Origin of the sequence: Amycolatopsis sp. FU40 (assembly GCF_021903635.1) — a bacterium.
GTDB classification, from domain to species: Bacteria; Actinomycetota; Actinomycetes; order Mycobacteriales; family Pseudonocardiaceae; genus Amycolatopsis; species Amycolatopsis dendrobii.
The window spans coordinates 2,149,369-2,176,335 of record NZ_CP091381.1 but is presented as its reverse complement, the minus strand read 5'-3'; the positions used below and the strand labels follow the sequence as shown (position 1 = coordinate 2,176,335).

Sequence of the window (26,967 nt, the reverse complement as noted above, 5' to 3'; positions counted from 1 at the left end):
GCCATCGGCGTTTCCCGCCGCCGGACCCGGCCGTGCCCGTGCTCCTTCCCCCGCCGAGCACAAGACCAGAACCGAGGTTCCTCCATGACGTCGAACATCGAGCGCGCCAGCTCCTCGCCGTCGGACGACACCGCTTCCCGCCCGGCCGCCGGGCCCTGCTGCCGCCTCCGGACCGCCAGCCGCGGCGCCTGCGCCGAAAGACCCCGGCCGCGCAAGCTGTCCATCGTCATCCCCGCGCTGAACGAGCGGGTCAACATGCCGCGGGTGCTGGCCACGATCCCGTACTCCGGCCTCGCGTCCCTCGGCTGCGAACTCGAGGTGATCGTGGTCGACAACGCCTCGACCGACGGGACCGGCGAGGTGGCCGCCGCGCTCGGCGCACGCGTGATCGTGCAGCCCGTGCGCGGGTACGGGCACGCCTATCACGCGGGTTTCGCCGCCGCGACCGGCGACGTGATCGCCACCGGAGACGCGGACTGCACCTACCCGTTCGACCACCTGCCCGGGCTGCTGGGCACGATGGCCGACCGGCAGCTCGATTTCCTGTCCACCAACCGGCTCGGCCCCGAGAACCGCGAGGCGATGAAGCCGTCGCACCGGATCGGCAACCGGGTGCTGACGCTGATCAGCCGGTTCTTCTTCCGCTCGCCGTTCCGGGATTCGCAGTCCGGGATGTGGGTGTTCCGCCGGCACGTCTGGCAGCACCTGGACATCCGGTCCGGCGGGATGCCGTTCTCGCAGGAGATCAAAAACGACGCCTACGTCCGCGGTTTCCGGTGCGGCGAAACACCGATCGAGTACCGGATCCGCGGCGGGGACGTGAAACTGCACGCGGTGCGCGACGGCCTGCGCAACCTCTCGCAGCTCGCCGCCCACCGGGCGCGCACCGTGCGCGGCCCGGCGTACGTGCTCTGCACGGACGAAGCCCAATGCGTCCTGGCGATGGCGGACTGAGCGTGGCCGGCTCTTCAGGGGAAGACCGGGGCAACGGCCGCGGCTGGCTGAAATTCGCCGGAGCGGTTTCGGCGGCGGTGGCGCTCGGAGTGGTGACGCTCCTGGTGTGGCCGGACGCCCGGACGCTGGTGCGGCAGTCCTTCACCGAGCAGCCCGAGACCTTCACCGAGCTGTATTTCGTCGGCACGCCCACGTTCCGGGACGGGGCTGTCACCGCCGAGGTCGCGCTGGTGCGCCATGGTCCGTACCACGCGGACTACACCGTGGTGGCAGCGCTGGAAACCGCGTCGGCGGACCGGCTCCCGGGGGTGTCTCGACGGGTGACGCTCGAGCCGGGGAAGTTCACGACGCTGGCCTTCCGGCTGCCGGTGCCGCCAGGACAGGTCGTGGACGCGATCGCGGTGAATGTCGCCGGAGGCATGGAGAACCTGCGCTTCCGGCTGCCCGGCAACGCACCTGGAGGCAGACCGTGACCCGCCGCCGGATCGTCCAGATCACCCCGTACTACCCGCCGCATCTCGGCGGAATGGAAGCCGTAGTGCAGCAGCTGGCCCGGCACCAAGCGCGGCAGCACGACGTCACCGTGCTCACCACGACCGTCGGCGCGCGTGACTCGCCTCGTCGCGAACTGGTGCACGGCGTCACCACCGTCCGCACTCCCGCGCTCGACATCGCGCATACGCCGGTGTCCCCCGGTCTCGTCCCCGCCTTGCTGCGCACGCCGAAAACCTCGGTATGGCATCTGCATGCCGCGCACGCGGTCCTGCCCGAGCAGGTCGCGCTCGCCGCGGCCGCGCGCCGTCAGCCGTTCCTGCTCCATTTCCATCTGGACGTCGACCAGTCGGGCAAACTGGGATGGCTGCTGCCGCACTACAAAAGGCACGTCTTCAGCCGGGTCCTGCGGGCCGCCGCCGGGGTGCTGGTGCTGACCGAGGCGCAGCGGGAGTTCGTCCGCACCGCCTACCGGGCAGACCCGGCGCGGATCTTCGCGGTGCCGAACGGCGTGTCCGGCGAGTTCTTCCTCCCGCCGCGGGCGCGCCGGGAACCGGTGCTGCGCCTGCTGTTCGTCGGACGGCTCAGCCCGCAAAAGAACCTCTCCCGGCTCCTGCACGCGCTGACCCGGGTGCGGCAACCGGTGGTCCTGGACGTCGTCGGGGACGGGGAACAGCGGGAGCGGCTTGAGGAAACCGCGCAGCAGCAAGGGATTCCGGACGTGCGGTTCCACGGCCGGCTGCACGGTGCTTCGCTGCTGCACCGCTATGAGCGAGCTGATCTGTTCGTGCTGCCCTCGGATCGCGAAGGGATGTCGCTCGCCGCGCTCGAAGCCATGGCCGCCGGCCTGCCGGTGCTCGCCACCGACGTTCCCGGGAACACCGAACTCCTGCACGGCATCGGAGCCCTCGCTCCCGCGGATCCGGCCGCATTGGCCGCGGCGATCGACGAATTCGCCACCGACGAGGACTTCCGACGGCGGACCGCCGCGGCCAGCGCGAGAGCAGCTCGCGAGTTGACCTGGGCCGCGGTGGCGGCGCAGGTCGAGGACGTCTACGCCGAGGTCCTCCCGTGACGCGCCCCGGCCAGCGCACCGTCGTGCTCGGATCGGTGCTTGCCGCCGCTGTCGTGGAGCTGATGCCGGGGCGGCCCGCGGTGCTGGTGGCCCTCGCCGGGCTGTGGCTCGTGCTCGGCGCCCCGGCCTGGCTGTGCCGCCGGATCGCCACCCGGATCGTGTCCACCCGCGAGGCCCAGTGGTTGCTGGGGCTCGGTTTCGCGGTGCTGGCCGCCATGGCCGCCGCGCTGATCGTCAACACCGTGCTCCCCTGGTTCGGCGTCTCGCGCCCGTTGACGACCGGGTCGCTTGCCGTGGCTCAGACGCTGACCGCAGGGGCGCTCGCGTTCCTCGATCGGCGGCTCACCGGCGCGTCGCCACCGGTGCGGGGGCCGCGGTGGATGCCGGTGCGCGACGTCGCGCCGGTGGCGGTCCTGGGAGTCCTCGCGCTGGTGGTCGCGGTCGCCGGGGCCATCCGGCTGAACAACGGGTTCACCGGTGCGACGAGCCTGGTCGCGTTGTTCCTGATCGCGGCCCTGCTCGGCCTGTTGGCGGTGCGGGCGCGCCGGTACGGCGACGGGGTGATCGCGTTCGGAATCCTCTGTGCGGCAACGGCTTTGCTCCTGCTGACGTCGCTGCGCGGCTGGTATATCACCGGACACGACATCCAGCGCGAGTTCCTGCTCTTCCAGCTCACCTCGGCCAAGGGGTACTGGGACATCTCCGGCTACCCCGACGCGTACAACGCGTGCCTCAGCATCACGCTCCTGCCCGCCTCGCTGGCCCAGCTGACCGCGTTGCCCGGCGCGGCGATCTTCAAAGCGGTGCTGCCGATGCTGTTCGCCGCGGCGCCGGTCGCGGTGTACCGCACGACGCGGAATCTCACCGGCAAAAGGATTTCGCTCCTCGCCGCGATCTGCTTCCTCGCGTTCCCCACGTTCTTCACCGACATGCCGTTCCTCGGCCGCCAGGAGATCGCGTTCCTCCTGCTGGGCTGCGCCGTTCTGGCGTTGAGCGACCGCACCGCACCGCGTCGCGCGCGGCGGATCGCGTTCACCGTCCTGCTCGCGGGAATCGTGCTTTCGCACTACTCCACGACATACGTGCTGATCGGCGTCCTGGTGCTGGGCAAGCTCGCCAGCGGCGTCGTCCGGGTGGTGCCGCCGTTGCGCCGCCGTCTGGCCGAACGCGCGCCGAAGGAGTCCGCCGACTTCGTCGTCTGGCCGATGATCGGCATCGCGGTCCTGTGCTCCGCGCTGTGGACCGGTCCGGTCACCGGCACCTGGCAGCAGCTCCGGCACACCGCCGCGGCCACCGCTCGGGACCTGTTCCACCCGGACCAGGTGCAACGCGGGTCGTCCGACACCGCGTACAGCATTTTCAGCTCCGCGCGGGTCAGCCCGCAGCAACGGCTGCGCGACTACGCCGATTCCACCCGGGCCCGGGCCGGCGGCGAACCGCCCATGGCGCTGCACGCGGCCGCCGCGCAGGTCGCCCCGGCGGACGCTCTGCCGCTCACCGCGGCCGGGTCCGCGCTGAATCAGCTCGGCGTCGACGTTCCGCGCGTCAACGGCCTCCTCCGCACCTTGTGCGCGGACGGGCTGCAAGTGCTGCTGCTCGTCGGCCTGGCCGGGACCCTCATCGCCACCGCGACCGTGTTCCGGCCGACGCACGATCTGTTCGTCCTCGCCGCCGGCGGCTTGGGCGTACTCGCCGCGGAGATCGCGTTGCCGCAGCTTTCGGTGGATTACGGACTCCTGCGCACCTTCCAGCAGGGGTTGTTCGGATTCGCCCCGTTCATCGCGATGGGGTCGGTGTGGGCGCTGTCTTGGCTCAGACAGTGGCGGATGCCCGCCGCCACCGCCGTGTCGCTGTTGCTGTTCCTCGACCTCACCGGCGCGCTGCCCCGGCTCTTCGGCGGCTATCCCGCGCAACTGCAACTGGACAACGCCGGGCAGTACTACGACATCTACTACGCCCACCCGCAGGAACGCGCCGCCCTCGCCTGGCTCGAACAGCACACGGCCGCGCACCGGATCCAGTCCGACCGCTACACGCTCAGCCGCCTGCAAACGCTGATCGACGGCCGCCCCGGGGACGACATCTACCCCACGCTCGTGCAGCCGGGCTCGTTCGTCCTCCTCGGCTATCCGGCCGTCCGCAAAGACGAGGTCACCGTGTTCTACCAAGGCGATCTCGTCACCTACCGCTATCCGCTGCGGTTCCTCGACGCCACCAAGAACAAGGTCTACAGCAGCAACGGAACGAGTGTGTACCGATGACGCCCTCCCCTCCCCTCCGGATCCTGCTCGTCTCGCACTACTACCCGCCGCACGTCGGGGGAATCGAGAACGTCGCCGCGCAGCAGGCCCGGATGCTCGCCGCGCGCGGGGCCGAGGTCACTGTGCTGACCAGCGCGCTGCCTGCTGCTCCGCCGTCCGCTGTGGACGGTGTGCACGTCGTGCGCGTTCCCGCCTGGAATGGGACGGAAAACCGGGCTGGCGTGCCCTTCCCGGTGTCCGGGCCCCGGCTGTCGCGTGCGGTCCGCGAATGGGTGCGGTGGGCGGATGTCGTCCACGTGCACGACACGCTGTACCAGTCTTCCTGGGCCGCCGGGCTGCGAGCTGCGCGGACTGGCAAGCCGCTTTTCCTGACCCAGCACGTCGCGGTCGTCGAGCATCCGTCGGCGCTGGTGCGGGGCGTTCAGCACGCGGTGTACGGGTCGATCGGGCGGCGGTTGTTCCGGGCCAGTCACGAGGTTTTCGTGGTCAACGACGCGGTCGCCGCGTTCGTCCGGAGATTTCGCGGCGGTGGTGCGGAATTGCTGCCCAACGGCGTCGACACCAGCCGCTACCGGCCCGCGCCCGCCGGAGAAATCCAGCGGCTGCGGGAACGCTGGGGACTGCCCGCTCGCCGGGTCCTGGTGCTGTTCGTCGGACGGCCGGCGCCGAAGAAGGGCTACGACCTCCTCCTCGCCGCCCGGCACCCCGGCTACGACCTGGTCTTCGCCGGGGAACGGCCGAAGCACCTCCCCGCGGATCCCTCGATCCACCACCTCGGCGCGCTGAGCCCCGACGAGATCAGCGGCCTCTACCGCGCCTGCGACGTCTTCGCCCTGCCCTCGACCGCGGAAGGATTCCCCCTGACCGTCCAAGAAGCCATGGCCTCCGGCCTCCCGGTCGTCACCACCGACGACCCCGGCTACGCCTCCTACGGCCTCGACCGGACCCAGGTCGCCCTGCTCCCCCGCGACCCGGAAACCCTGCGCGCGACCCTGCGGTCCCTGGCCGCCGATCCCGCGCGCCGCGCAGCCATGGGGCGCTACTCCGCGGGTTTCGCCGCCGCCCGGTTCTCCTGGCCGAAACACGCCCAGCGCCTCGAAGAGAGCTACCGTGCGGCACTCGGCACGGCCGAGGCCCCCGCATGACCGCGCTCGCCGCGCCGTCCTTCGCCGCGCGGCTGAAATCCGACCCGCTCGTCCGCAACTCGTTCTTCCTCATGGCCACGACCGCGCTCGGCGCCGGGTCCGGATTCGTGTTCTGGATCGTCGTCGCCCGGCTGTACCCGCCCGCCGCGGTGGGCTGGGCGAGTTCGCTGCTGTCGGCGGTGACCCTGCTGAGCTACTTCAGCGGGCTCGGGCTCAGCTCCAGCCTCGTCCGGTACCTGCCCACGACCCCGTCCCGTGCGGCGCACGTCAGCTCCGCGCTCACCTCGGTGGCGGTCACCGGAACCGTGCTCGGGGCGGGATTCGCGCTCGTCGCACCGTTCGTCTCGCCCGGGTTGTCGTTCCTCAGCGAGTCGGTCCCGGAGGTCGTGCTGTTCGCGCTGCTGGCGATGGCCGTCGCGCAAAACCTGCTCACCGACTCGGTTTTCGTCGCGTTGCGGGCGGCGAAGTACAACATGCTCCTCAACGGCGTACTGATGAGCGCGGTCAAAATCGCCCTGCCGGTCGTCTTCGCCGGCGCGGGCGCGATCGGCATTTTCCTGTCCAGCACGGTGGCCTCCGCGGTTGCCGCCGCCGCGAGCATCCTCGTGATCCGGCAGCGGCTGCGCATCCCGGTGCGGCCCCGCGTGCACCCGGCGACGCTGCGCTCCACGCTCGCGTACTCGCTCGGCAACTACGCCTCCAGCTGCCTGAATCTCCTTCCGCTGCTGCTGATTCCGCTGCTGGTGCTGCGTTCGCTCGGACCGGAAGCGTCCGCGGCCTACTTCGTCGCGTTCCAGATCGCCAACTTCGTCAACGCCGTCCCGTTCGCCGTCGGCGAGGCGCTGTTCGCGGAAGGCTCGCACGAACAGGAAGACCTGAGACAGCTGGCGAAACGCTCGGCGCTGCTCATCCTCGCGATCGTGCTGCCCGCCGTCAGCGTCACGGTCGCCCTCGCCAAACCGGTGCTGGCTCTCTTCGGCGCCAGCTATGCCGCCGATGCCCGGAACTGTCTCGTCGTCCTCGCGGTTTCCGCCTTCGCGGTGGCTTTCAACACGTGGTCCGGGTTCCTGCTCAAGGTGACCCGTCAGCTCCCGGCGATGAATCTGTCCAATCTGGTCTACGCGGGCGTCACGGTCGGCCTCGCCGCGCTCGGGGCTCAGCACGACCTGGTCTGGATCGCGGCGGCGTGGGGCGTCGGCAATCTCGCGTCCGGTCTGGTCGCGGTCGCCGCGCTGGCGCCGCGCGGCCTGTCTTCGGGCGGCAAAGGAGGTTCGGATGAAGATCGCGCACATCGTCAACGTCGGCTTCGAAGCCGGCGGCGCGGAGCGTAGCGTCCGCCTCGTCTCCGACGGGCTGCGGCGGCGCGGGCACCAGGTTCTCGTCATCGCGACCGACCACCTGCTCGACGACCCCGCCGTGAGCGACCGGGAAGTCTTCGCCGACGTCCTGGTGCCCGCCATCCGCGGCGGCGCGCCGCGTCGGTTCGCGGGCTACTTCTGGCACCGGCCCGCCTACCGGCAGGTGACCGCCGCGCTGCGCTCGTTCGCACCCGACGCGGTGCACCTGCACACCATCGGGGAGTTCAGCCCGGCCGTGCTCAGCGCGTCCGCCGCCTACCCGCGGGTGCTCACCGTCCACGGACCCGAGGACTGGATCCGGGACCTGCTGTCGTGGAACCTGCGCAGCCGCACCGAAGGCCGCCCGCGACTGTCCACAACGGACACCGCCCGGCTGGCGTATCTGCGCTTGCTGCAACGACCGGCTTACCTGCGGCGCCTGCGCACCGTCGACCGAGTGCTCACCCCGAGCCGCTTCCTCGCCGACGCCGTCCGCCACGACCTGCCCCGCGTCCCGATCCACGTCGTCCCGAACGGCGTGCCGCTGCCCACCGCGTCTCCGGTCCCCGACGCCGCCCACGCGCTGTTCGTCGGTCGCCTCGAACCGGTGAAAGGCGCGCACGTGCTCGTGGACGCCTTCGCGACGGTCGCCCGCCGCCTGCCCAACGCCCGGCTGACGCTCGCCGGGGAGGGCAACCAGCGGGCCGTCCTTGAGAAAGCAGTGAGCGAACGGGGTTTGGCCGACCGCGTCCGCTTCGCCGGCTGGCTCGGCGGATCCGAGCTCGCGGCTGCTTACCGCGCTGCTTCGGTGGTGGTGATTCCGTCGGTGTGGCCGGAGAATTTCCCGACCGTCGCGCTGGAAGCCCTCGGCGTGGGACGGGCGGTGGCTGCCACCGATGTCGGCGGGATTCCCGAGCTGATTCGCCCCGGGCACAACGGTGTGCTCGTCCCGCCGGGTGAGCGCCGGGCCCTCGCGGACGCGCTCTCCCGGCTCCTCGGCGACCCGGGCTTGCGGCGGGTGATGGGCGCGCGGTCGGCGGGGCTCGCGTGTTGTCACAGTCTCGGCACTTTTCTGGACCGGCTGGAGCAGCATTACCGGGAGGTCCAGCGATGACCCGCATCTCGCTCCGGCTCCTCGGCCCGGACACGTCCGCCGGTTCTCTCGCCGCGCCGGCTCGCCACGCACCCTCGCCGGCCGAACGAAGCACCCGGCCCGGAGTCCTGCCGATGCCCCGTCCGGCGCCGCCCGGCCCGTTCCCTCTTGGAGGCCCGCAGATGACCCGTGTCGTCGTAGTCAACGCGTTCGAACGCGGCAATCGCGGCGACGCCGCCCTGCTCAGCGTCCTGCTGGACCAGATCCGCCGCGCGCTGCCCGGCGCGCGGATCGCGATCGCCGGGTTCGAGCATCCGGCGCGCTGGCCGGAGTTCGAGGGCGTGCCCAACCTCGGGTCGTTCCGCCGCTACTCGGGCGAGGAGGACATCCCCCGGCTCCGGCGGATCCTGCGGAAACTGAGCCTGCTCCCGGTCGTCGCGCTCGCCGCCGCCCGGCTTCCGCGGCGGCTGCGGCTGGCTGCGGCCCGGTTGCTGCCCGCCGAACCGCGCCGCGAACTGCACGCGCTCGCGACCGCCGACCTCGTCGTCTCCCTCGGCGGCGGCTACCTGAACGGCCGGGCGAACTTCGCCTCCGACCTCAACATCCTCTTCCTGCTGCTCCCGCTGTGGCTGGCCGAGCGGTTCGGCGTCCGGGTCGTGACCGGGCCGCAGTCCTACGGGCCGTTTCCCCGCCGGCTCCAGCGCGTGCTGGTCCGCCACGTCCTCGGGCGGGCCGACGCGGTCCTCGTCCGCGAAGACATCAGCCGCGAGCGGCTCACCGAAATCGGGCTGCCGCCGCATCTGCTCACCCGCAGCGTCGACAGCGCCTTCGCCTTCGAGACCCGCTCCGATCGCGACTGGCGCACTGCTCTCGCCGTCCCCGCCGACGCCCGCATCGCGATGGTCACCGCCCGCCAGTGGCTCGACGACGCCGGACAGCACCGCTACGAACGCGCCTTGGCCGCGGGCATCCGGCACCTGCTCGGCCGCGGGTACCACGTCGTCCTGGTCCCGCAAGTGACCTGCGCTTTCCAAGGCGACGACGACCGCAGGGTCAACACCCGCCTCGCCGCCGGACTCGACCACGCCCGGCTGCGCGTCCTCGGCGACGACACCTTCGACCACCGCGACGCCCGCGCCCTCTACGCCGAGGCCGACCTCGTGATCGGCACCCGTTTCCACTCGGTCATCTTCGCCCTCACCGCGCACGTCCCGTGCCTCGCGATCGAGTACGAGCACAAAACGGCGGGCATCATGCGCGATCTCGGGCTCGCGGAATGGGTCGTCGGCATCGCCGAAGTCCGCGAAACCACGTTGCCCGCGCTCCTCGACAGCCTCGTCGACCACCGCGACGACTACCGGCGGCACCTGCGCGAAGTGCTTCCCCCTTACGCGCGCCGGGCCCGCGATCTGCGCCACCTGCTCGATGCCGCCTGACGCGGAGGTCAGCCCCGCCGCAGCCAGCGGAACCGGCGGCAGCCGCAGCGTCCGCAGTCGGTGCCGCCGCGCAAATGCCGGTGCTCGCTGCGTTCGTGACCGCACGCGCGGCACCGCATCGTCGCCCACGGCATCCGGATCCCGGACATCCTGCGCCTCCTCGAAGTCCCCCGCTCCCCCGGCACACACCATCACATCCGCGCGCGCCCAGCCAACCGGACCAATGAGGACAGGAGCCTCCGTGAGCCGAGAACGCACCGTCGTCTTCGCGACGCCGTACTTCCCGCCGGACGTCGGCGGCGTGCAGACCTACGTGCACAGCCTGGCCGCCGCGCTGCGGGAAGTCCCCGGATGGCGGCCGGTCGTCGTCACCACCAGCGCCCGCGCCGGGTCCGGCGACCCCTTTCCGGTCTACCGGCTCCCCGCACTCGCCAAGCTGTCCAACACTCCCCTCGACCCGCGCTGGCCGCGCCGGATCCGCCGCATCCTGCGCGCCGAACAGGCCGACTTCCTCAACGTCCACACCCCGGTGCCCGGTCTCGCCGACGCCGCGACCCTCGCCGCCGGGAACACCCCGGTCGTCGTGACTTATCACGCCGCCGCCCTGGCCAAGGACGGTCACCCGTTCTTCAACGCCGTCGCGCGCGCCTATGCCGGCGCCGAGGCCTTCATGCTCCGCCGGGCGGACCTGATCCTGGGGGTTTCCGACTACGTCGCCGACCGCTTCCGCCCGCGCTACGGCGACAAAGTCGGCGTGCTGGAGAACGCCGTCGCCCCGGAGCTCTTGACGTCCCCGCTCGGCGGGAACCGTCCTTACGCCGCCGCTTTTCTGGCCCGGCTGGAACCGACCCACGCGTGGAAAGGCCTCGACCAGCTCCTGCACGCGATGAGCATCCGCCGCGGGCGCCTGCTGGTGATCGGCGACGGCGCCGCGCGACCCGGATACGAGGCCCTCGCCCGGAAACTCGGGATCGACGGCAACGTCACCTTCGCCGGAAATCTCCGCGGCTCCGCGAAATTCCGCGCTCTCCGCAGTGCCAGTTCGCTCGTTCTCTGCCCGACCAGTCCGAACGACGCCTTCCCGACGGCACTGCTCGAAGCGTGGGCGAGCCGGGTGCCGGTCATCGCCACCGCGGTCGGTCCGCTCGCCGCGCTGGTGACCGACGGGGTCAACGGGCTGCTTGCCGCGCCGCGTTCTCCCGAAGCGCTCGCCGGCGAACTGGACCGGCTCGAGAGCAACCCGGGGCTCGCACACGCGATCCGGGAGAACGCCTGCGAACTCGTGCGCAGCCGGTACACGTGGAGTCATCGGGTCGCGGAGTTCGTCGAGCAGCTGACCGCGCTCGACCGGCGCGGCGCTCCGGTCTCACGATGACGGCGCCCCGGCCGGCCGGCTTCCGCCGGATTCCGCAATCCTCCCCCGGTTCCGACCCGTTTTCCTTCCCTGAGGGCGAAATCTCCGGTTGCCGTCCCGCTCACCGGCACGACCCCCCGATCGTGGCCGCGCGCGGTCCGCCGCCGGGCGCGCGGATCTGGGTAGCCTGACGGCGTGGCCGACCCGATCCCCCCAGTCCCCGCCCCCGGCGAGTCCGGATCCGAGCATCCCGGCGCGGGCGAACCGCCCGGGAAGAAGCGGCGGAAGCGCCCGTTCTGGCAGGAACTGCCGATCCTGATCGGCATCGCGCTGGTGCTGACGATCCTGATCCAGCAGTTCGTCGCGAAGGTGTTCCTGATCCCTTCGGCGTCGATGGAGACGACGCTGCACGGCTGCGACGGCTGCTTCGGCGACCGGGTCGTCGTCGACCGCGTCACCTACGATTTCACCGATCCCGCCCCCGGCGACGTCATCGTCTTCCGCGGCCCGCAGCCGTGGACCGCGAACGAGATCGCCCCGCAGGAGTCGGGCAACTTCTTCACGAAGACGTTGCGCGGCCTCGGTTCCCTCGTCGGCTTCGCGCCGCCGGACGAGCGCGACTTCGTGAAGCGCGTGATCGCCGTCGGCGGCCAGACCGTCCAGTGCTGCGACCCGCAGGGCCGCGTCCTGGTCGACGGCAAACCGCTCGACGAACCGTACGTGCACTGGCTGGACCAGCCGCCGACGGCGCGGCAGACCTTCGCCCCGGTCACCGTCCCGAAGGGAAGCCTCTGGGTGATGGGCGACAACCGCGAGAACTCGTGCGACTCGCGCTGCCAGGGCGGCGGCGGAGTCAACGGCACCGTCCCGGTGGACGACGTCATCGGCAAGGCGCGGGTGATCGTCCTGCCGCCGTCGCGCTGGGGCGGCGTCAGCGACCACGACCCGCAAGCCGCGCCCGCCGCGCTCGGCGCACCCGCGTGGCAGCAGGGAATCCCGCTCGGCGCCGGGGCGCTGCTGGCGTTCCCGACGCTCGCCGCCGGGCGGAGCCTGCGGCGGAAGCTGGCCAAACAGGACTGACCGCGATCCGACTGTCCGTCCGCAAGAGCGGGAGCAGCGCCGCCTCACCGGCCCGCGCCGGCCGCCCGCACGACGTCCATCCGGAGATGCCGCGTCAGATCCCCCGTCAGCTGCAGCACCGGCGTCCGCTCCGCGAACAGCCATTCGCCGCCGCGCCGGACGAACCGGTCGTCGTAGTGCCCGGCGGCGATGGGTTGCAGCGGAAAGTCTTCCGCGGCTTGGAAAACGGTGAAGTAGCTGTGCGCGGAAGCCGTGTCCTCCCCCGGCGCGATCCGGACGTTCGTCGTCACGTGGCGGGTCCTCGGCGTGCCGTCGGGATGGATGATCAGGATGTCGCGGAACCAGTTCTCCACGGCCTCCCGCCCGGACCGGCCGCCGCCGCTGTGCAAGGTGCCCTCGCGGAACAGTTCGCCCACCCCGGCCAGATCGCCCGCGTCGATGCGCGCGGCGTAGGTCATGATCAGGTCCTGGATCGCCCACCGGGCCGACTCTGCCGACATCGGGCCAGCATAGGAGTTCCACAGTGGACGCGGCCCGCACGTCCGCCCGGACCCGTGACCAGCGGTTCTCCCGGAGACCGCCCTCCCGCCGCAGCGCGGTGCGGCGGCGGTGGCATGATGCCCGCACGGTCCCGGCCGATCGGACCGCTCGCCGAGGAGGAAGGTGACGCTTGAGCACGCGCACTACCCAGGTGGACGACCTCCGGCTGGTGGCGCAGCCGAGCGCGGTCCCGTGCACCGAGCTGTTCGTCCGCCTGATCCTGACCGACTGGTCCCTGATGCCGATGCTGGACCAGGTCACGAACGCCGCGGTCCGGCTCGTCGGCGACGTCGTCGACCAGAGCAGCCCGTCCGCGCCCGCCTTCGTGACCGTCCGGCTCCAGCTGCGCGGGGACCGGCTGGTCATCGAGGTCGACGACGACCTCGTCGCCCCGGACCCGCCGCGCGACGAGCGGATCGGCGTGCGCCCCGGCGAACGCGGCGGCCGCACCACGTGGTGCGAACTGGCGCTGCCCGGCGGGATCTCCGCCGGGCAGGTCCGGCTGCCGCGCCGGGGCGACCGGCGCACGCTGGTGGACGAACCCGTCTCCGGCGAACCGGTCACCGCGGACCCGCAGGTGCTGGAACGGCTGCTGAACCGCCTCAGCACCTGGTCCGAGTAACCGCTCCGGAAGGGACGCCCGGCTGCTTGGCCGCGGCCGGGCCGTTCTCAGCTCCCGGCGGCGGCAGCCTCCCAGGCTTTTTCCAGCGCCTGCGCGAAAACCTCCGCGGACTGCCCGCCGGACACGCCGAACCGCCGTCCCAGCACGAAAAACGGCACCCCGCCCGCGCCCAGTTCGGCGGCCTCGCGTTCCTCGGCCCGGACCGCCTCCGCGTACCGCGACGGATCCGCCAGCACCGCTTCGGCCTCGGCGCGCGGCAATCCGGCTTCCTCGGCGACATCGGCCAGCACGTCCGGGGCGAACACCGCCCGGGCCTCAGCGAAATTCGCGCGGAACAACGCCGACAGCATCTCGTTCTCCAGCCCCTTTTCGCGGGCCAGGTGCAGCAGCCGGTGCGCGTCGAAGGTGTTGCCGATCTCCCGGTCCGTCCGGTAGCCGAGCCCTTCCGCCGCCGCGAGCCCGGCGACCCGCTGCTCCATCTCGGCGGCCTGCGGCCCGTACTTCGCGGTGAGCATGTCCAGCAACGGCTCGGTCCCGGTCTTGCCGGGGTCCAGTTCGAACGACCGGTAAGTCACGGTCACCTCGTCCCGGTGCTCGAACCCGGCCAGCGCCTTCTCGAACCGCGCCTTCCCGAGATAGCACCACGGGCACACGACATCGCTCCAGATTTCCACCTGCATGCCGCCAGCGTAGAACGCGCCGGCTAGACGGCGGTCTTCACCGGCTCCCGCGCCCCGGTCCGTTCCGCGCCGATGCCCGCGGTCACCACGAACGCGATCCCGGCCACCGCCGCGACATTCGGCACCTGGTGCAGCACGATCAGCCCTAGCACGAGCGCGATCGCCGGCTCCAGGCTCATCAGCGTCCCGAACGCCGACGCCGTCAGCCGGCGCAACGCCATCATTTCCAGGCTGAACGGCACCACCGGCACGAGCACCGCCAGCCCGAGCCCGGCGAGCACCAGCGGCCAGGTCAGCTCGCCGGCCACCGCCGGGGCGTGCACGACCGTGGCGACCAGACCGGCCACCGGCATCGACACCGCCAGCCCGCGCAGGCCCGACACCTCGTCGCCGACCCGTTGCGTCAGCACGATGTACGCGCCCCAGCAGACCGCGGCCGCGAGCGCGCAGCCGACGCCGATCAGGTCGGTCCCGCCCTGCCATGGTTGCGTCAGCAGCACCACTCCGGCAGCCGCCAGCACTGGCCACACCCGGGTTCCGCCGCGGCCGCGCACGATCGCGACGGTGAGCGGGCCGAGGAATTCCAGCGCGCTCGCGGTGCCCAGCGGCAGCCGGGTCGCGGCGATCATGAACAGGATCGTCATCCCGGCTGTCGCGAAGCCGAGCACCACGCACGTCAGCAACGCCGGGCGGCGGAACGCCGACGGCCTCGGCCGCACGAGCACCAAGAGCAGCACCCCGGCCCACGCGAGCCGCAGCCACGCGACGCCGGTCGGCCCGATCCGGTTCGCGATGTCGACCGAAACCGCCAGCCCGAGCTGGACGGACAGCATGGCGCCGACGGCGAGGGCGACACCGGCCCGGGGAGAGGAGGGAAGCACGTTGTCCAGGAGAACGCATCGAGACCGTTCGTGTCCACGTGCCAATCCTGGACGTACTGTTCGGATATCCTGGACAATCGGCGGATGGAGACCCGCAGGCTGCAGTTCCTTCTCGAGTTGTCGCGGCTCGGCTCGATGCGCGCGGTGGCGGACGTGTTCGAAACCACAACGTCCACCGTCTCGCAGCAGATCTCGGTGCTGGCCAAGGAAACCGGTGTCGCGCTCCTCGAACCGGACGGCCGCCGCGTGCGGCTCACTCCCGCCGGGCGACGGCTCGCCGAGCACGCGGTGACGATCCTGGGCGCGGTCGAAGCGGCGCGGGTGGATCTCGATCCCGAGGCCGAACCCGCCGGAACCGTGCGCGTCGCGGGGTTCGGGACGGGCGTGCGGCACGCGGTGCTCCCGGTCGCGGACCTCCTCGCGCAGCGGCATCCGCGCGTCCGCGTCGTGATCAGCGAGCACGAACCCGCCGAAGCACTGGCCCAGTTGCGGACCGACGACATCGACCTCGCCCTCACCTACGACTACAACCTCGCGCCCGCGGCCGCCGACCCGTCGCTCGCCGTCCGTCCGCTGTGGGCGGAGCCGTGGGGACTCGCGGTGCCGCGCGCGGACGCGAACCGGTTGCGGGGCAACGGAACCCTCGACGTGTTCGCCGCCTTCCGCGACCGCGACTGGATCGGCAACTCCCGCAACGGCGCGGACGAGACGGTCGTCGGGACGCTGGCGTCGATGGCCGGGTTCTCGCCGCGGTTCACCCACCGCGCGGACAACCTCGACCTCGTCCAGGACCTCATCGCGGCGGGCGGCGGGGTCGGCCTGCTGCCCGAATCCTGGGAGACCCGGCCCGACGTCGCCGTCGTGGCGCTGACCGGGCCGGACGTCCGGCTGCGGGCCTTCGCCTGCACCCGGCGCGGGCGCGACGCGTGGCCGCCGCTCGCCCTCGTCCTCGGGCTGCTGCCCGGCGGCTAGCATGGCGGCGGAAGCGGTGCGAGCACGGAGGAGGCGACATGGCCACGGAGAAGGCGATTCTGGCCGGCGGGTGTTTCTGGGGCATGGAGGAGCTGTTCCGCCACCAGCCCGGCGTGACCGCGACCCGCGTCGGCTACAGCGGCGGCGACGTCCCCCACGCCACCTACCGCAACCACGGCACCCACGCCGAAACCATCGAGGTCGCCTACGACCCGGAACAAACCGACTTCCGCACCCTGCTGGAGTTCTTCTTCCAGGTCCACGACCCCAGCACCAAAAACCGCCAAGGCAACGACATCGGCACCAGCTACCGCTCCGCCATCTTCTACACCACCGACGAGCAGAAGCAGATCGCCGAAGACACCATCGCCGACGTCGACGCCTCCGGCCTCTGGCCCGGGAAAGTCGTCACCGAGGTGACGCCCGCCGGGGACTTCTGGGAAGCCGAACCGGAGCACCAGGACTACCTGCAGCACTACCCCAACGGCTACACCTGCCACTTTCCCCGTCCCGGCTGGAAACTGCCGAAGCGCGGCTAGCGCGCCATCGCGGCCTCGGCCTCCCGGAAGGCCGCCGGGCTCAGCCGCCGCCACACCAGCGACGTCCCGAGCAGCTGGACCGCCGCCGCCATCACCCACACCCCGCGCAAGCTCCAGTGCACGGCCACGAACCCGCCCGCGAGCGCGCCCAGCGGCGTCAATCCCCAGGCCAGCGCGCGATGGCTGGTCAGCACGCGCCCGAGCAGCTCCGGCGGCGTGAACCGCTGCCTGCTCGACTGCGAGCACACGTTCCAGATCAGCGTCGTCGCGGTGAGGAAGATCAGCACCGCGCCGACCAGCACCGGCCACGGCGGCACGATCGCGATCAGCAGCTGGCTCAGCACCGCGCACGCCTGCGCGATCCGCATCGCTGTCGAGTAGCCGAACCGGCGCACGAACCGGTCCACGAAGAACGACGACACCACCCAGCCGACCGCCAGGCAGGCCAGCAGCACGCCGTACCCGAACGGCGAGAGACGCAGTTCCTGTGTGGCGTACAGGACGAGCATCGAGTTGCCCGCGGCCGCCGCGAACGAGCCCAGCGCGACCGTGACGGTGATCGACCGCAACAGCGGCGTGCCGACGAGATAGCGCAGCCCGGCAGTCACGTCCTTCAGCGGATGCGCGGGCGTGCGCACCGGTTTCGCCGACGGTATCCCGCGTGCGAGAAGCAACGCGACCAGCGCGGCGACGGCTGCCAGCCACGCGGGCAGCCCCGCGCTGATCCCGATCAGCAGCCCGGTCGCCGGCGGCACCACGAACTGGACCATGCCCCGGTCGATCACCTGCAGCCGGGAATTGGCCATGGTGAGCTGATCCGGCGTGACGACCTCGGGGACCACCGAGCCCGCCGCGCCGTCGCCGAACACCTGCGCCGTGGTGAGCACGAACGCCACCACCAGCAGCGCGGGCAGGCTCAGCGAACCGGTGGAACCGAGCAGCGCCAACGTGAGCGCGGCCACGATCTGCACCGCGTACGCCGAGGCGAGCACGGTCGTGCGCCGGACCCGGTCGATCACCACCCCGGCGAACAGCGAAAGCAGCAGCCACGGCGCTTGCCCGGCGACGTTCACCAGAGACACCGCACGCGGGTCGGTGGTGATCGAGACGGCCAGCAAGGGCAGTGCCGCGAGCAAAAGCCCTTCACAGGTTGAACCGGACACCGCCACCGCTTGCAGGCGGACCCAAGCCGATCCGCTCCCGCCCCACCCCGCCATGCCCGCCAGTCTCCCGCGCGCCGCAACTGGTTTTCCGCAGCGCACCGGCACGCGCTCCCGGTCCCCGGACCTCCTCGCCGAACAAAACCGCTCCGGTTATCACGCGGGCGCGGGCCACGCTTTCCCTTGTCCGTCAACCGGAATCCGCGCGCCCGGCCGGATCGCGGGACGGCGGTTCACCTGCTGGGACGGGCTTCAGCGAACCGTCGCGAACGGTTGAGCTGGACGCATCCGTTCCGTCCCCGCTGGAGGAATTCCGTGCCCCGCCACACCCCGCCCCGACCCGGCCGTCCCGCCCGCGCGCGGTCCCGTCTCGCCTTCGCGCTGGCCTTTCCGCTGCTGCTCGCCGCGTGCGGCACGGCGGGCGGGGCCAGTCCGCAGGACGCCGGTCCCCCGCGCCCGGGCGGCACGCTCCGGCTGGGCATCTCGTCCAATCCCGACTGCATCGACCCGCAGCAGGTCAGCACCAACGCCTCGGTGAACGTCGGCCGCCAGCTGGTCGATTCGCTCACCGACCAGGACCCGAAAACCGGCGCGATCACCCCGTGGCTCGCCGACCGCTGGACGGTCAGCCCCGATTCCACGAGCTTCACCTTCCACCTCCGCTCCGGCGCCACCTTCTCCGACGGCTCCCCCGTGGACGCCGCCGCGGTGAAGGCCAGCTTCGACGGCATCAAGGCGCTCGGCGCGAAGGCCCTGCTCGGTTCCAGCTACCTGGCCGCCTACCGCGGCGCGACAGTGGTCGACCCAGCGACCGTCCGGCTCGAGTTCACCCAGCCCAGCGCGCAGTTCCTGCAAGCGAGCTCCACGATGTCGCTCGGCGTGCTCGCGCCCGCGGCGTTCCGGCACACCGCCGAGCAGCGCTGCCAGGGCGCTGGCCTGATCGGCTCGGGCCCGTTCGTGTTCACCAGCCTGAAGCCGAACCAGAACATCGTGCTCAGCAAGCGCACGGGTTACCACTGGGGTTCGCCGTTGTGGCGGCACCAGGGCGAGGCGTACGTCGACAAGATCGATTTCCGCGTGGTGCCGGAACCCGGCGTGCGGTCGGGCAGCCTGACGTCCGGGCAGCTCGACGCGATCACCGACGTCCAGCCGGTGGACGAACCGCAGTTCTCCGGCAACGGCTTCACCGAACCCGTCCGGCCGAACCCGGGCATCGTGTTCAACCTGCACGCGAACGTGACCCGCGGCGTCCTCGCCGACCAGAAAGTGCGGCAGGCGGTGTCGAAGGGCGTGAACCGGCCCGAGGTCACCAGCACCGTGCTCACCCCGAACTACAAGCCCGCCACGAGCATCCTCGGCACCGCGACGCCGCTGTACACCGATCTGTCCAAGGAACTCGCCTACGACCCGGAAGGCGCGAAGGCGCTGCTGCAGTCCGACGGCTGGGTCCCCGGCCCGGACGGCATCCGGACGAAGAACGGGCAGCGGCTCACCGCGTCCGTGCTGTTCTCCGCGGTGTTCAACCAGAACCAGAGCGTGCTGGAGCTGATCCAGCAGCAGCTGCGCAAGATCGGTTTCGACCTCAAGATCGAGCTGCACACCAACGCCGAGGTCACCCGCCTTCAGCAGGCAGGCCAGTACGATTTCCTCTGGTACAACGTCACCCGCGCCGACCCGGACATCCTGCGCCAGCAGTTCTCCACGAAGACGAACAACCGCAGCAAGCTGCCCGCGGACAACCCGCTCGACGCGTCGCTGAACGAACAGTCCGCGACCGTCGATCCCGCGAAGCGCAAGCCCGCGGCGGAAAAGGCGCAGCGGACCATCGTGGAGCAGGCCTACTCGATCCCGGTCTTCGAACTGACGCAGGTGCTCGGCGTCGGACCGAACGCACATGACGTCGGCTTCGAGGCTTCCTCGCGGCTCCAGCTGTTCGACGCGTGGGTTTCGGGCTCGTGAAAGGCTTCCCGCTGCTTCGCCGCGTTCTGCAGGCCGTAGTGGTGCTGTGGGCGGCGTTCACGCTGTCGTTCGTCATCCTGTACCTGCTGCCCGGCGACGCGGTGCTGACCAAACTCGGCTCGGCCGAGGGCGGTCCCAGCGCGTCGCCGGAGCAGATCGCCGCCCTGCGCGCCGAGTACGGGCTGGACGACCCGGTCCTCGTGCAGTACGGCAAGCACCTCCTCGCCGCGCTGCACGGCGACTTCGGCACCTCGGTGGCCACCGGCGACGACGCCACCCGCCAAGTCCTCACCGCGTTGCCGCCGACGCTCGCCGTCTCCGGACTGGCGCTGGTGCTCGCGATCGTCTTCGGCGGCGGGATCGCCGTGCTGGGCACCTTCACCCGCACCCGCTGGGTGAGCCAGCTCCTGCTTTCGCTGCCGCCGCTGGGCACTTCGCTGCCGACGTTCTGGGTCGGGCTGCTGCTGATCCAGCTGTTCTCGTTCCGGCTGCGGCTGTTCCCGGCGCTCGGATCGACCGGCTTCGCGTCGCTCGTCCTCCCAGCGGTCACGCTCGCCCTGCCGACCGGCGCGATCATCGCGCAAGTGCTGGCGAAGAGCCTGCGAACACAGCTCGCCGAGCCGTACATCGAGGTGGTGCGCGCGAAGGGCGCGAGCCCTCGCCGAGTCCACTTCGGACACGCGCTGCGCAACGCCGGACTGCCCGCGCTCACTCTGGTGGGCGTCGTCGCGGGCAACCTGCTGGCCGGTTCGGTGGTGACCGAAACCGTGTTCTCCCGCGACGGTCTCGGCCGCGTCACGGCGTCGGCGGTGACCGCGCAGGACGTGCCGGTGGTGCAGGCGGTGATCGTGCTCGCCGCGTTCTTCTTCGTGGTGCTCAATCTCGTCGTCGACCTCGTCTACCCGCTGCTGGACCCGCGGGTCTCCGTGCGCAAGGAGGTGCCCGCGCATGTCTGAAGCCGTGCTGTCCCGCCGATTCCTCGTCCGCCGCCCAGGCTTGGTCCTCTCCGGACTCGTCCTCGCCGCCGTGCTGATCGCCGCCTTCGCCCCCACCCTGTTCACCAGCCAAGACCCGATCACCGGCATCCCGTCCGAACGGCTCCAAGGCCCCTCGCTCAGCCACCTGTTCGGCACCGACGAGACCGGCCGCGACGGGTACGCCCGCGTCGTGCACGGGGCCGGGCTGTCCCTGCGCGCGACGGTGCTCGCGGTCCTCGTCGCGTTCGCCGCCGGGTCCGCGCTGGGGCTGCTCGCCGGGTTCCGCGGCGGCTGGCTCGACTCGGTCGTGATGCGGATCGTCGACGTCCTCCAGGCGGTTCCGTCGATCCTGCTGTCGCTGGCGCTGGTGACCGCGCTCGGCTTCGGAACCACGAACGTGGCGATCGCCGTCGGGGTGGCGCACCTCGCGTCGTTCGCCCGGCTGATGCGCGCCGAGGTGCTGCGAGTGCGTTCCGGCGTCTTCGTCGAGGCAGCGCGGGCGTCCGGCGTGCGCTGGGGCGGGGTGCTCGGACGGCATGTGCTGCCCAACGCACTGGGACCGGTGCTCGTGCTGGCCACGGTGACCGTCGGGATCGCGGTGCTCGAAGTGTCCGCGCTCAGCTTCCTCGGGTTCGGCGCGACCCCGCCGACGCCGGAGTGGGGCGCGCTCGTCGCCGGCGGACGCAATTTCCTGGCCACCGCTTGGTGGATGACCACGTTCCCGGGGCTGACCGTCGCGGCCGTCGTGCTGGCGGCGAACCGCGTGTCCCGGGCTCTCGACGGCGAACGGAGCTGACAAAGTGCTGGAGATCAGCGAACTGGCGGTCTCATACCGCACCTCGGGCGGCGTGGTGCCCGCTGTGCGCGACGTGAGCCTGCGGGTCGGAGCGGGCGAGATCGTCGCGGTGGTCGGCGAATCCGGTTCCGGGAAGAGCACCACCGCGCACGCCGCGATCGGACTGCTTCCCCGCGGCGGCCGAGTCCGCCGCGGACAGATCACTTTCGGCGGACGCGACCTCACCACACTGTCCGAAAAGGACTGGCGGCGGATCCGCGGCACCGGGATCGCGCTCGTGCCGCAGGATCCGACGGTGTCGCTCGACCCGGTCCGGCGGATCGGCGAGCAGGTGGCCGAGGTGCTGCTGATCCACCGCCTGGCCGCCAGGAACGAGGCCGCCGCCCGCGCGGTGGAACTCCTGCGCCGCGCCGGGGTCGACCGGCCGGAATCGCGCGCGCGGCAGTATCCGCACGAGCTGTCCGGCGGGCTTCGGCAGCGCGTGCTGATCGCGATCGCGCTCGCGGGCCGGCCCCGGCTGATCATTGCCGACGAGCCGACCAGTGCGCTCGACGTGACCGTGCAGAAGGAAATCCTCGACCATCTCGCAAAACTCGCCGCCGACGACGGCACCGCGATCCTGCTGATCACGCACGACCTGGGCGTCGCCGCGGACCGGGCCGGGCGGATCGCCGTGCTCTCCGAGGGACGGCTGGTCGAAGAAGGGCCGGCCCGCGAGCTCCTTGCCGCGCCGACGCAGGACTACACCCGACGGCTTCTCGCCGCCGCCCCGAGTCTCAGCCGCGAACCACTCCGGCCCCGCCGCGCGGAAGGCCCGGAAGTCCTGCTGTCCGTCGACTCGGTCTCGAAGACCTTCGCTTCCTCGCGCGCCGGTGCCGTGCAAGCCGTGGACGACGTGTCGTTCCAGCTCACTCGCGGCCGGACCCTGGCGCTGGTCGGCGAATCCGGGTCCGGCAAGACGACGACCGCGCGCCTGGTCGTCGGCCTGGAAACCCCGACCGCGGGCACGGTCAGCTTCGCCGGCCAGGACGTCACCCGGCTGTCCCCCGCCGGACTGCGCAGGCTGCGCCGCCGGTTCCAGCTCGTCTACCAGAACCCGTACGCCTCGCTGAACCCGCGCTTTTCCATCGCCGACGTGATCGGCGAACCGCTGCGCGCGTTCCGCGTCGGCGGCCGGGCCGGACGGGTCGCCGAACTGGCGGACCAGGTCGCGCTGCCGTCGTCCGTGCTGCGCCGGAAACCGGCCGAACTGTCCGGCGGCCAGCGCCAGCGCGCGGCGATCGCCCGGGCGCTGGCGCTGCGGCCGGATCTCGTCGTGCTGGACGAGCCGGTGTCCGCTTTGGACGTTTCGGTGCAGGCGCAGATCCTGAACCTGCTGGTGGACCTGCAGGACGAGCTCGGCCTGACGTACCTGTTCATCACCCACGACCTGGCCGTGGTGCGGGAGATCGCCGACCAGGTCGGGGTGATGCGCCAGGGCAAGCTGCTCGAACTCGGCCCGGCCGACGACGTCCTGCTGCGGCCGCGCGTGCAGTACACGCGCGACCTGCTGGCCGCGATCCCCGGCGGCGAGCAGGTTCGCGCGTGACGTCAGCGGAGGCGCCGTCCGGGAAAGAGGCGACGCCGCTTCCGTTCCCGGCGTCGGCCCTAGTTGGCGAGCACCAGCCGCCCGACGGCCTCACCCGCGTCCATCCGCCGGTGCGCCTCGCGCGCCTGCGCCATCGGCAGGACGGTGACCGGCAGCCGGATCCGGCCGTCGGTGTACAGCGGCAGCACGGCGTCCGCGGCGGGGCGAGCGGGCGCGGTATCGGCGGCCAGGAAACCGCCCACGTTGAACCCGACCACGCCGATGTTCTTGCCCCACACGGCGTTCGAGTCGACCAGCGGCGCGGTCTCGCTGCCCGCGCTGCCGACGACCAGCATCCGCCCCATCGGCGCGAGCAGGTCCAGCGACGCGATCCGCAGGTCGCCGCCCACCGGGTCGACGATGATCTCGAACCGCTCTGCGCCCAGCTCGCCGGGTTCCCCGGACAGCACGACCCGGTCGAAACCGAGCTGCTTCGCCGCCTCGACCTGCTCAGGGCGCCGGACCGTGCCGACGACCTCGCGAGCGCCGAGCAGCCGCGCCACCTCCGGGTACACCGAGGCGAGGCCGCCGAGCGCACCGTGCACGAGCACGCGCGCGTCCTTCGGCAGCCGCACCGCCTCGGTGAGCGACAGGTAGGCGGTCACGGTGTTCGCCAGACCGGCCACAGCCTGCGCGCGGTCCACTCCGGTGCCCGCCAGCGGCACGACGAGAGCGGCGGGCGCGAGCTTGACGTCGGCGTATCCGCCCATTCCGGGCAGCGTGAGCGTGACGACCTCGTCCCCGACCGAGAAGCCGCTCCCCGGTCCGGCCGCGCGGATCGTGCCCGCGACCTCGAGCCCGGGCACCAGCGGCGGCTTCGGCGCGTAGTCGTACTCCGCGAGCGTGCCTCGGCGGATCAGCGCGTCGATCAGCCCCACGGACGCGTGCGAGACCGTGATGGTCACTTCGCCCGGCCCCGGAACGGGCTCGGGCGCCTCGATTTCTTCGAGGACCTCGGGTCCGCCGTAGCGAGTGATGGACAAAGCGCGCATCGTGCGTACTCCCCAGTGTTCTGCGTGTGTGCCGGCGAGCCGGAACAACCTGGGCCGGTCCGCGGTTATTCCGGCTTAGTTCACCCGAGGAAGGACGCGTCGTGCCGACCGAAACGCAATCGCTGCGCAAACTGGGTTTCCTGACCATCGGCCTGTTCGACGGCGACGACCCGCGGCCGGGCCACGAATCCACGCTGCGCGTGCTCGAACTCGGCGAGCAGCTCGGCTTCGACAGCGCCTGGGTCCGCCACCGGCACCTGCAGTACGGCATCTCGTCGCCGGTCGCGGTGCTCGCCGCGGCCACCCAGCGCACCAGCCGGATCGAACTCGGCACCGCGGTCATCCCGCTCGGCTGGGAAAACCCGCTGCGCCTCGCCGAGGACCTGGCGACCGTCGACGTCCTGTCCGGCGGACGGCTCAACCCGGGCGTCAGCGTCAGCCCGCCGATGCACTACGAGGACGTGCGGGGCGCGCTGTACCCGGACACCGGCGACCGCGAAGACTTCGGCTACGACCGGGTGTCGCGGCTGTTGTCGCTGATCCGCGGCGAGCGCGCCTCGACGTTCAGCGGCGTCGAAGGCATCGAGACGTTCTCCGACCGCGTCCAGCCGCATTCGCCCGGACTGGCCGGCCGCCTGTGGTACGGCGGCGCGAGCACCCGCTCGGCGATCTGGACCGGGCAGGCCGGGATGAACTACCTGACCAGCAGCGTCGTCCGCGCCGAGGAGGGCTCGACGGACTTCGAGAGCATCCAGCTCTCGCACGTGCGCGCGTTCCGGTCGCACCATCCGGACGGGGCGCGGGCCCGGGTTTCGCAAGGCCTGGTGGTGATTCCGACCGACAGCGCCACGGCCGGGCAGCGCGCCAAGTACGAGGATTACGCGGCAAAACGCCTGCCGCGCACCAAAACCCCGCAGGGCCCAGGCGGCCTGCTGTTCTCGCGCGACTACGTCGGCACGTCCGCTGAAATCGCCTCGCAGCTGTACCAGCACGCCGCTTTCCGCGAGATCGACGAGGTCGCTTTCGCGCTGCCGTTCACCTTCGAGCACGAGGACTACGTGCAGATCCTCACCGATCTGGCCACCCGGCTGGGTCCGGAGCTGGGCTGGAAGCCGGCGTCGTGAGTGTTTACGCCGGTTCCGACCGGCGTAAACACCCACGACACCCCAACGGTGCTAGCGTGGCAGGGTGCCGGATTTCACGTCCACAGTGGACATTCCCCGTCCTGCCGGGGACCAGCGCGAGGCCCTCGCGTGGGCTCGCGCGGTCTGGGAGGACGCTCCGCCGCCGATGCGGGCCTTCCTGCGCACCGGGTGGCTCGGCCTCGGCCTGACCACCCGCCTGTCGCCGGACCGGGTGCTGGGCTGGACCATCGCCTCGGCGACGCCGGACCGCGTCGTGCTCGAAGCACCGTCGCCGCTGATGACCACGCGCAACATCGTGCACCTCGACGCGGACCGCGTGTACTGGACCACGGAAGTCACCTACGACCGGTTCCCCGCCCGCCAGCTGTGGGCTTTGGCGGCACCGATCCACGAACTCGTCATCCCGGCGCGGTTGCGCCACGCGGCCGGGGCCTCGCGGCCCGGCGATCTGCAGCACCAGCTCGTCACGACGTTCCAGCGGCGGCTCGGCAACCCCGTCCTGTCGCGGCTCCCCGGCCAGACGCTGCTCGAAACGACCGGCCGCAGCTCGGGTCTGCCCCGCCAGACCCCGATCGGCGGCCGCCGCGTCGGACAGGAATTCTGGCTGGTGTCCGAATTCGGCGAGCGGTCGCAGTACGTGCGCAACATCCAGGCCGACCCGCGCGTCCGGCTGCGCCTGCACGGCCGCTGGCTGCGCGGGGTCGCGCACCTGCTTCCCGACGACGACGCCCGGGCGCGGCTGAAGTCGTTGCCGCGTTTGAACAGCACGGCGGTCCAGGCGTTCGGGACCGACCTGCTGACGATCCGGATCGACCTGGACTAGCGCAGAGACCCTCGTGCGCGGCGATGCCGGCGAGAACCGGCACAGGCACTCACGAGTCGCCCAGCGCGGCCTCGATCGTGCGCCGGGCATTCGCCGCCAGCACCGGATTCGTCTCCCGGTAGTACGGCAGCTGGATCAGCGCGATCGACAACGCCCAGCCCCGGCCGCGCTCCCACGTCGCGTCGTCCACGTCCGCTGCCTCGCGGAACACCTCCCGCTCAGCCGCCGCGAACGTGTTCCACCCCGGGATCAGGTCCACCGCCGGGTCGCCGATCCCGGCTCCCGCGAAGTCCAGCACCGCGCTCAGCCCGCCGTCGTCGACCAGCACGTTCCCCGGCGACAGATCGGCGTGCAGCCACACCGGATCCCCGGCCCACTCCGGCGCCGCGAGCGCCTTCTCCCATGCCTCGGCATACGCCGGATCGCCGCCGAGCTGCGCGATCGCCTCCCGGGTCGGCGCGTCCCGCGTGCGCAGCGGACGGCCCCGGCTGACCTCCGGCGCACCGGAAGTGCCGAGGCCGCGCAACGCCTTCACGAACGCGCCCAAGTCCCGCGCCACCCGCGCGTCGCCGAAATCCGGGTTGACGCCGGGCAGCCAGCGCAGCACCGACCAGTCCCAGGCGAAGCCCTCGCCCGGCCGTCCTTCGGCGAGCACCTCCGGCACCGCGACCGGCAGCCGCGGTGCGAGCCAGCGCAGCCAGCGCTGTTCGTGACCGATCTCGGCGGCCCCGCGTTCCAGCCGCGGCAGCCGGGCGACCAGGTCGTCGCCGAGCCGGAACATCGCGTTTTCCGTTCCCGACGAGGCGACCCGCGACACCGGCAACCCGGCCCACCGCGGAAACTGGGCCGCGACGAGGCGACGGACCAGGTCGTCGTCGATTTCCGCTTCGCCGGCATGCATCCGATTCATCAGCGTCGAGCAAACCGCGTCGGCCTGACGCCGGGCAACCGGTTTATTCCCGTTCCCGCCGACTGTCCCAGACGCTGGTTACTCCTCGCCCCGGCCCCGGACTCCGCGCCACACTGC

General features: G+C 71.7%; 26 protein-coding genes. 19 read left to right on the top strand and 7 right to left on the bottom strand.

Annotation, left to right across the window (positions count from 1 at the left end):
* Positions 1-84: 84 nt before the first annotated feature.
* The 8 genes from L3Q65_RS10880 (at position 85) to L3Q65_RS10845 (ending at position 9,793) form a co-directional block, all read left to right on the top strand.
* Positions 85-954, top strand: coding sequence for a glycosyltransferase family 2 protein (locus tag L3Q65_RS10880; RefSeq protein WP_182894780.1), 870 nt, complete (start codon positions 85-87; stop codon positions 952-954).
* Positions 955-956: 2 nt separating this feature from the next.
* Entirely contained in the window at positions 957-1,427 is a 471-nt protein-coding gene (locus tag L3Q65_RS10875; protein WP_237599557.1) for a hypothetical protein, read from the top strand.
* Positions 1,424-2,521 (top strand): glycosyltransferase family 4 protein, encoded by a 1,098-nt coding sequence (locus L3Q65_RS10870; protein WP_182894782.1) that lies wholly within the window; start codon positions 1,424-1,426, stop codon positions 2,519-2,521. Before L3Q65_RS10875 ends, L3Q65_RS10870 begins: the two co-directional genes overlap by 4 nt.
* Positions 2,518-4,782: a DUF2206 domain-containing protein gene (locus L3Q65_RS10865; RefSeq protein WP_237599556.1), complete on the top strand. Its 2,265-nt coding sequence runs from the start codon at positions 2,518-2,520 to the stop codon at positions 4,780-4,782. The genes L3Q65_RS10870 and L3Q65_RS10865 overlap by 4 nt, the downstream gene beginning before the upstream one ends.
* Entirely contained in the window at positions 4,779-5,927 is a 1,149-nt protein-coding gene (locus L3Q65_RS10860; RefSeq protein ID WP_237599555.1) for a glycosyltransferase family 4 protein, read from the top strand. The genes L3Q65_RS10865 and L3Q65_RS10860 overlap by 4 nt, the downstream gene beginning before the upstream one ends.
* Complete coding sequence (locus tag L3Q65_RS10855; RefSeq protein WP_237599554.1) at positions 5,924-7,258, top strand: oligosaccharide flippase family protein; 1,335 nt, start codon at positions 5,924-5,926, stop codon at positions 7,256-7,258. The genes L3Q65_RS10860 and L3Q65_RS10855 overlap by 4 nt, the downstream gene beginning before the upstream one ends.
* Complete coding sequence (locus L3Q65_RS10850) at positions 7,203-8,378, top strand: glycosyltransferase family 4 protein (RefSeq protein ID WP_182894786.1); 1,176 nt, start codon at positions 7,203-7,205, stop codon at positions 8,376-8,378. Before L3Q65_RS10855 ends, L3Q65_RS10850 begins: the two co-directional genes overlap by 56 nt.
* Before the next feature lie 161 nt (positions 8,379-8,539).
* Entirely contained in the window at positions 8,540-9,793 is a 1,254-nt protein-coding gene (locus tag L3Q65_RS10845; protein ID WP_182894787.1) for a polysaccharide pyruvyl transferase family protein, read from the top strand.
* A gap of 8 nt (positions 9,794-9,801) precedes the next feature.
* On the opposite strand, the gene L3Q65_RS10840 is transcribed toward L3Q65_RS10845, so the two are convergent.
* Positions 9,802-9,942 carry a hypothetical protein gene (locus L3Q65_RS10840; protein ID WP_182894788.1) on the bottom strand — a complete coding sequence of 47 codons (141 nt, stop codon included), beginning with the start codon at positions 9,940-9,942 and terminating at the stop codon, positions 9,802-9,804.
* A 92-nt stretch (positions 9,943-10,034) separates the two neighbouring features.
* Here L3Q65_RS10840 and L3Q65_RS10835 point away from each other — a divergent pair, with 92 nt between their 5' ends.
* Both L3Q65_RS10835 and lepB read left to right on the top strand, forming a co-directional pair.
* The gene (locus L3Q65_RS10835; RefSeq protein WP_182894789.1) at positions 10,035-11,168 is read left to right on the top strand and encodes a glycosyltransferase family 4 protein; all 1,134 of its coding nucleotides are present in this window, start codon (positions 10,035-10,037) and stop codon (positions 11,166-11,168) included.
* 174 nt (positions 11,169-11,342) lie between these two features.
* Positions 11,343-12,227 (top strand): signal peptidase I, encoded by an 885-nt coding sequence (gene lepB, locus L3Q65_RS10830; RefSeq protein WP_182894790.1) that lies wholly within the window; start codon positions 11,343-11,345, stop codon positions 12,225-12,227.
* Between the two features lie 44 nt (positions 12,228-12,271).
* Here the strand turns inward: lepB and L3Q65_RS10825 are convergent, their stop codons facing one another.
* Complete coding sequence (locus L3Q65_RS10825; RefSeq protein WP_182894791.1) at positions 12,272-12,727, bottom strand: nuclear transport factor 2 family protein; 456 nt, start codon at positions 12,725-12,727, stop codon at positions 12,272-12,274.
* A gap of 170 nt (positions 12,728-12,897) precedes the next feature.
* On the opposite strand from L3Q65_RS10825, the gene L3Q65_RS10820 reads away from it, so the two are divergent.
* Positions 12,898-13,389, top strand: a complete 492-nt coding sequence (locus L3Q65_RS10820) for an ATP-binding protein (protein ID WP_182894792.1) — start codon at positions 12,898-12,900, stop codon at positions 13,387-13,389.
* A gap of 47 nt (positions 13,390-13,436) precedes the next feature.
* On the opposite strand, the gene L3Q65_RS10815 is transcribed toward L3Q65_RS10820, so the two are convergent.
* Both L3Q65_RS10815 and L3Q65_RS10810 read right to left on the bottom strand, forming a co-directional pair.
* On the bottom strand, positions 13,437-14,069 hold the full coding sequence (locus L3Q65_RS10815; RefSeq protein WP_237599553.1) for a DsbA family oxidoreductase: 633 nt from the start codon (positions 14,067-14,069) through the stop codon (positions 13,437-13,439).
* 23 nt (positions 14,070-14,092) lie between these two features.
* Entirely contained in the window at positions 14,093-14,950 is an 858-nt protein-coding gene (locus tag L3Q65_RS10810; RefSeq protein ID WP_237599552.1) for a DMT family transporter, read from the bottom strand.
* Between the two features lie 84 nt (positions 14,951-15,034).
* Between L3Q65_RS10810 and L3Q65_RS10805 the strand changes: the two genes are divergently transcribed.
* Positions 15,035-15,922: a LysR family transcriptional regulator gene (locus tag L3Q65_RS10805; RefSeq protein WP_182894794.1), complete on the top strand. Its 888-nt coding sequence runs from the start codon at positions 15,035-15,037 to the stop codon at positions 15,920-15,922.
* Positions 15,923-15,960: 38 nt separating this feature from the next.
* Positions 15,961-16,461 carry a peptide-methionine (S)-S-oxide reductase MsrA gene (gene msrA / locus L3Q65_RS10800; RefSeq protein WP_237599551.1) on the top strand — a complete coding sequence of 167 codons (501 nt, stop codon included), beginning with the start codon at positions 15,961-15,963 and terminating at the stop codon, positions 16,459-16,461.
* Here the strand turns inward: msrA and L3Q65_RS10795 are convergent.
* Positions 16,458-17,678 (bottom strand): MFS transporter, encoded by a 1,221-nt coding sequence (locus tag L3Q65_RS10795; RefSeq protein ID WP_182894796.1) that lies wholly within the window; start codon positions 17,676-17,678, stop codon positions 16,458-16,460. The two genes, msrA and L3Q65_RS10795, sit on opposite strands and share 4 nt — an antisense overlap.
* A 324-nt stretch (positions 17,679-18,002) precedes the next feature.
* Here L3Q65_RS10795 and L3Q65_RS10790 point away from each other — a divergent pair, with 324 nt between their 5' ends.
* The 4 genes from L3Q65_RS10790 to L3Q65_RS10775 are packed head-to-tail and all read left to right on the top strand — an operon-like array spanning position 18,003 to position 22,941.
* On the top strand, positions 18,003-19,580 hold the full coding sequence (locus L3Q65_RS10790) for an ABC transporter substrate-binding protein (RefSeq protein WP_182894951.1): 1,578 nt from the start codon (positions 18,003-18,005) through the stop codon (positions 19,578-19,580).
* Positions 19,562-20,536: an ABC transporter permease gene (locus L3Q65_RS10785; RefSeq protein WP_304504556.1), complete on the top strand. Its 975-nt coding sequence runs from the start codon at positions 19,562-19,564 to the stop codon at positions 20,534-20,536. The genes L3Q65_RS10790 and L3Q65_RS10785 overlap by 19 nt, the downstream gene beginning before the upstream one ends.
* Positions 20,529-21,353, top strand: a complete 825-nt coding sequence (locus L3Q65_RS10780; protein WP_237599550.1) for an ABC transporter permease — start codon at positions 20,529-20,531, stop codon at positions 21,351-21,353. The genes L3Q65_RS10785 and L3Q65_RS10780 overlap by 8 nt, the downstream gene beginning before the upstream one ends.
* Positions 21,354-21,357: 4 nt before the next feature.
* Positions 21,358-22,941 (top strand): ABC transporter ATP-binding protein, encoded by a 1,584-nt coding sequence (locus L3Q65_RS10775; RefSeq protein ID WP_182894798.1) that lies wholly within the window; start codon positions 21,358-21,360, stop codon positions 22,939-22,941.
* 59 nt (positions 22,942-23,000) lie between these two features.
* On the opposite strand, the gene L3Q65_RS10770 is transcribed toward L3Q65_RS10775, so the two are convergent.
* Positions 23,001-23,972 (bottom strand): zinc-binding dehydrogenase, encoded by a 972-nt coding sequence (locus L3Q65_RS10770; RefSeq protein ID WP_182894799.1) that lies wholly within the window; start codon positions 23,970-23,972, stop codon positions 23,001-23,003.
* 101 nt (positions 23,973-24,073) lie between these two features.
* Here L3Q65_RS10770 and L3Q65_RS10765 point away from each other — a divergent pair, with 101 nt between their 5' ends.
* Positions 24,074-25,096 (top strand): LLM class flavin-dependent oxidoreductase, encoded by a 1,023-nt coding sequence (locus L3Q65_RS10765; RefSeq protein WP_182894800.1) that lies wholly within the window; start codon positions 24,074-24,076, stop codon positions 25,094-25,096.
* 64 nt (positions 25,097-25,160) lie between these two features.
* On the top strand, positions 25,161-25,940 hold the full coding sequence (locus L3Q65_RS10760; protein WP_237599549.1) for a nitroreductase/quinone reductase family protein: 780 nt from the start codon (positions 25,161-25,163) through the stop codon (positions 25,938-25,940).
* Between the two features lie 49 nt (positions 25,941-25,989).
* Here the strand turns inward: L3Q65_RS10760 and L3Q65_RS10755 are convergent, their stop codons facing one another.
* Positions 25,990-26,850, bottom strand: a complete 861-nt coding sequence (locus tag L3Q65_RS10755; protein WP_237599548.1) for an aminoglycoside phosphotransferase family protein — start codon at positions 26,848-26,850, stop codon at positions 25,990-25,992.
* Between the last annotated feature and the right edge of the window lie 117 nt (positions 26,851-26,967).

Excerpts from the sequence above, each read along its gene's own strand:
- L3Q65_RS10845 (WP_182894787.1), top strand. The coding sequence starts at position 8,540 with ATGACCCGTGTCGTCGTAGTCAACGCGTTCGAACGCGGCAATCGCGGC.
- L3Q65_RS10855 (WP_237599554.1), top strand. The coding sequence starts at position 5,924 with ATGACCGCGCTCGCCGCGCCGTCCTTCGCCGCGCGGCTGAAATCCGAC.
- msrA (WP_237599551.1), top strand. The coding sequence starts at position 15,961 with ATGGCCACGGAGAAGGCGATTCTGGCCGGCGGGTGTTTCTGGGGCATG.
- L3Q65_RS10860 (WP_237599555.1), top strand. The coding sequence starts at position 4,779 with ATGACGCCCTCCCCTCCCCTCCGGATCCTGCTCGTCTCGCACTACTAC.
- L3Q65_RS10795 (WP_182894796.1), bottom strand. The coding sequence starts at position 17,678 with ATGGCGGGGTGGGGCGGGAGCGGATCGGCTTGGGTCCGCCTGCAAGCG.
- L3Q65_RS10780 (WP_237599550.1), top strand. The coding sequence starts at position 20,529 with ATGTCTGAAGCCGTGCTGTCCCGCCGATTCCTCGTCCGCCGCCCAGGC.
- L3Q65_RS10770 (WP_182894799.1), bottom strand. The coding sequence starts at position 23,972 with ATGCGCGCTTTGTCCATCACTCGCTACGGCGGACCCGAGGTCCTCGAA.
- L3Q65_RS10755 (WP_237599548.1), bottom strand. The coding sequence starts at position 26,850 with ATGAATCGGATGCATGCCGGCGAAGCGGAAATCGACGACGACCTGGTC.
- L3Q65_RS10840 (WP_182894788.1), bottom strand. The coding sequence starts at position 9,942 with ATGTCCGGGATCCGGATGCCGTGGGCGACGATGCGGTGCCGCGCGTGC.
- L3Q65_RS10850 (WP_182894786.1), top strand. The coding sequence starts at position 7,203 with ATGAAGATCGCGCACATCGTCAACGTCGGCTTCGAAGCCGGCGGCGCG.
- L3Q65_RS10805 (WP_182894794.1), top strand. The coding sequence starts at position 15,035 with ATGGAGACCCGCAGGCTGCAGTTCCTTCTCGAGTTGTCGCGGCTCGGC.
- L3Q65_RS10880 (WP_182894780.1), top strand. The coding sequence starts at position 85 with ATGACGTCGAACATCGAGCGCGCCAGCTCCTCGCCGTCGGACGACACC.
- L3Q65_RS10815 (WP_237599553.1), bottom strand. The coding sequence starts at position 14,069 with ATGCAGGTGGAAATCTGGAGCGATGTCGTGTGCCCGTGGTGCTATCTC.
- L3Q65_RS10825 (WP_182894791.1), bottom strand. The coding sequence starts at position 12,727 with ATGTCGGCAGAGTCGGCCCGGTGGGCGATCCAGGACCTGATCATGACC.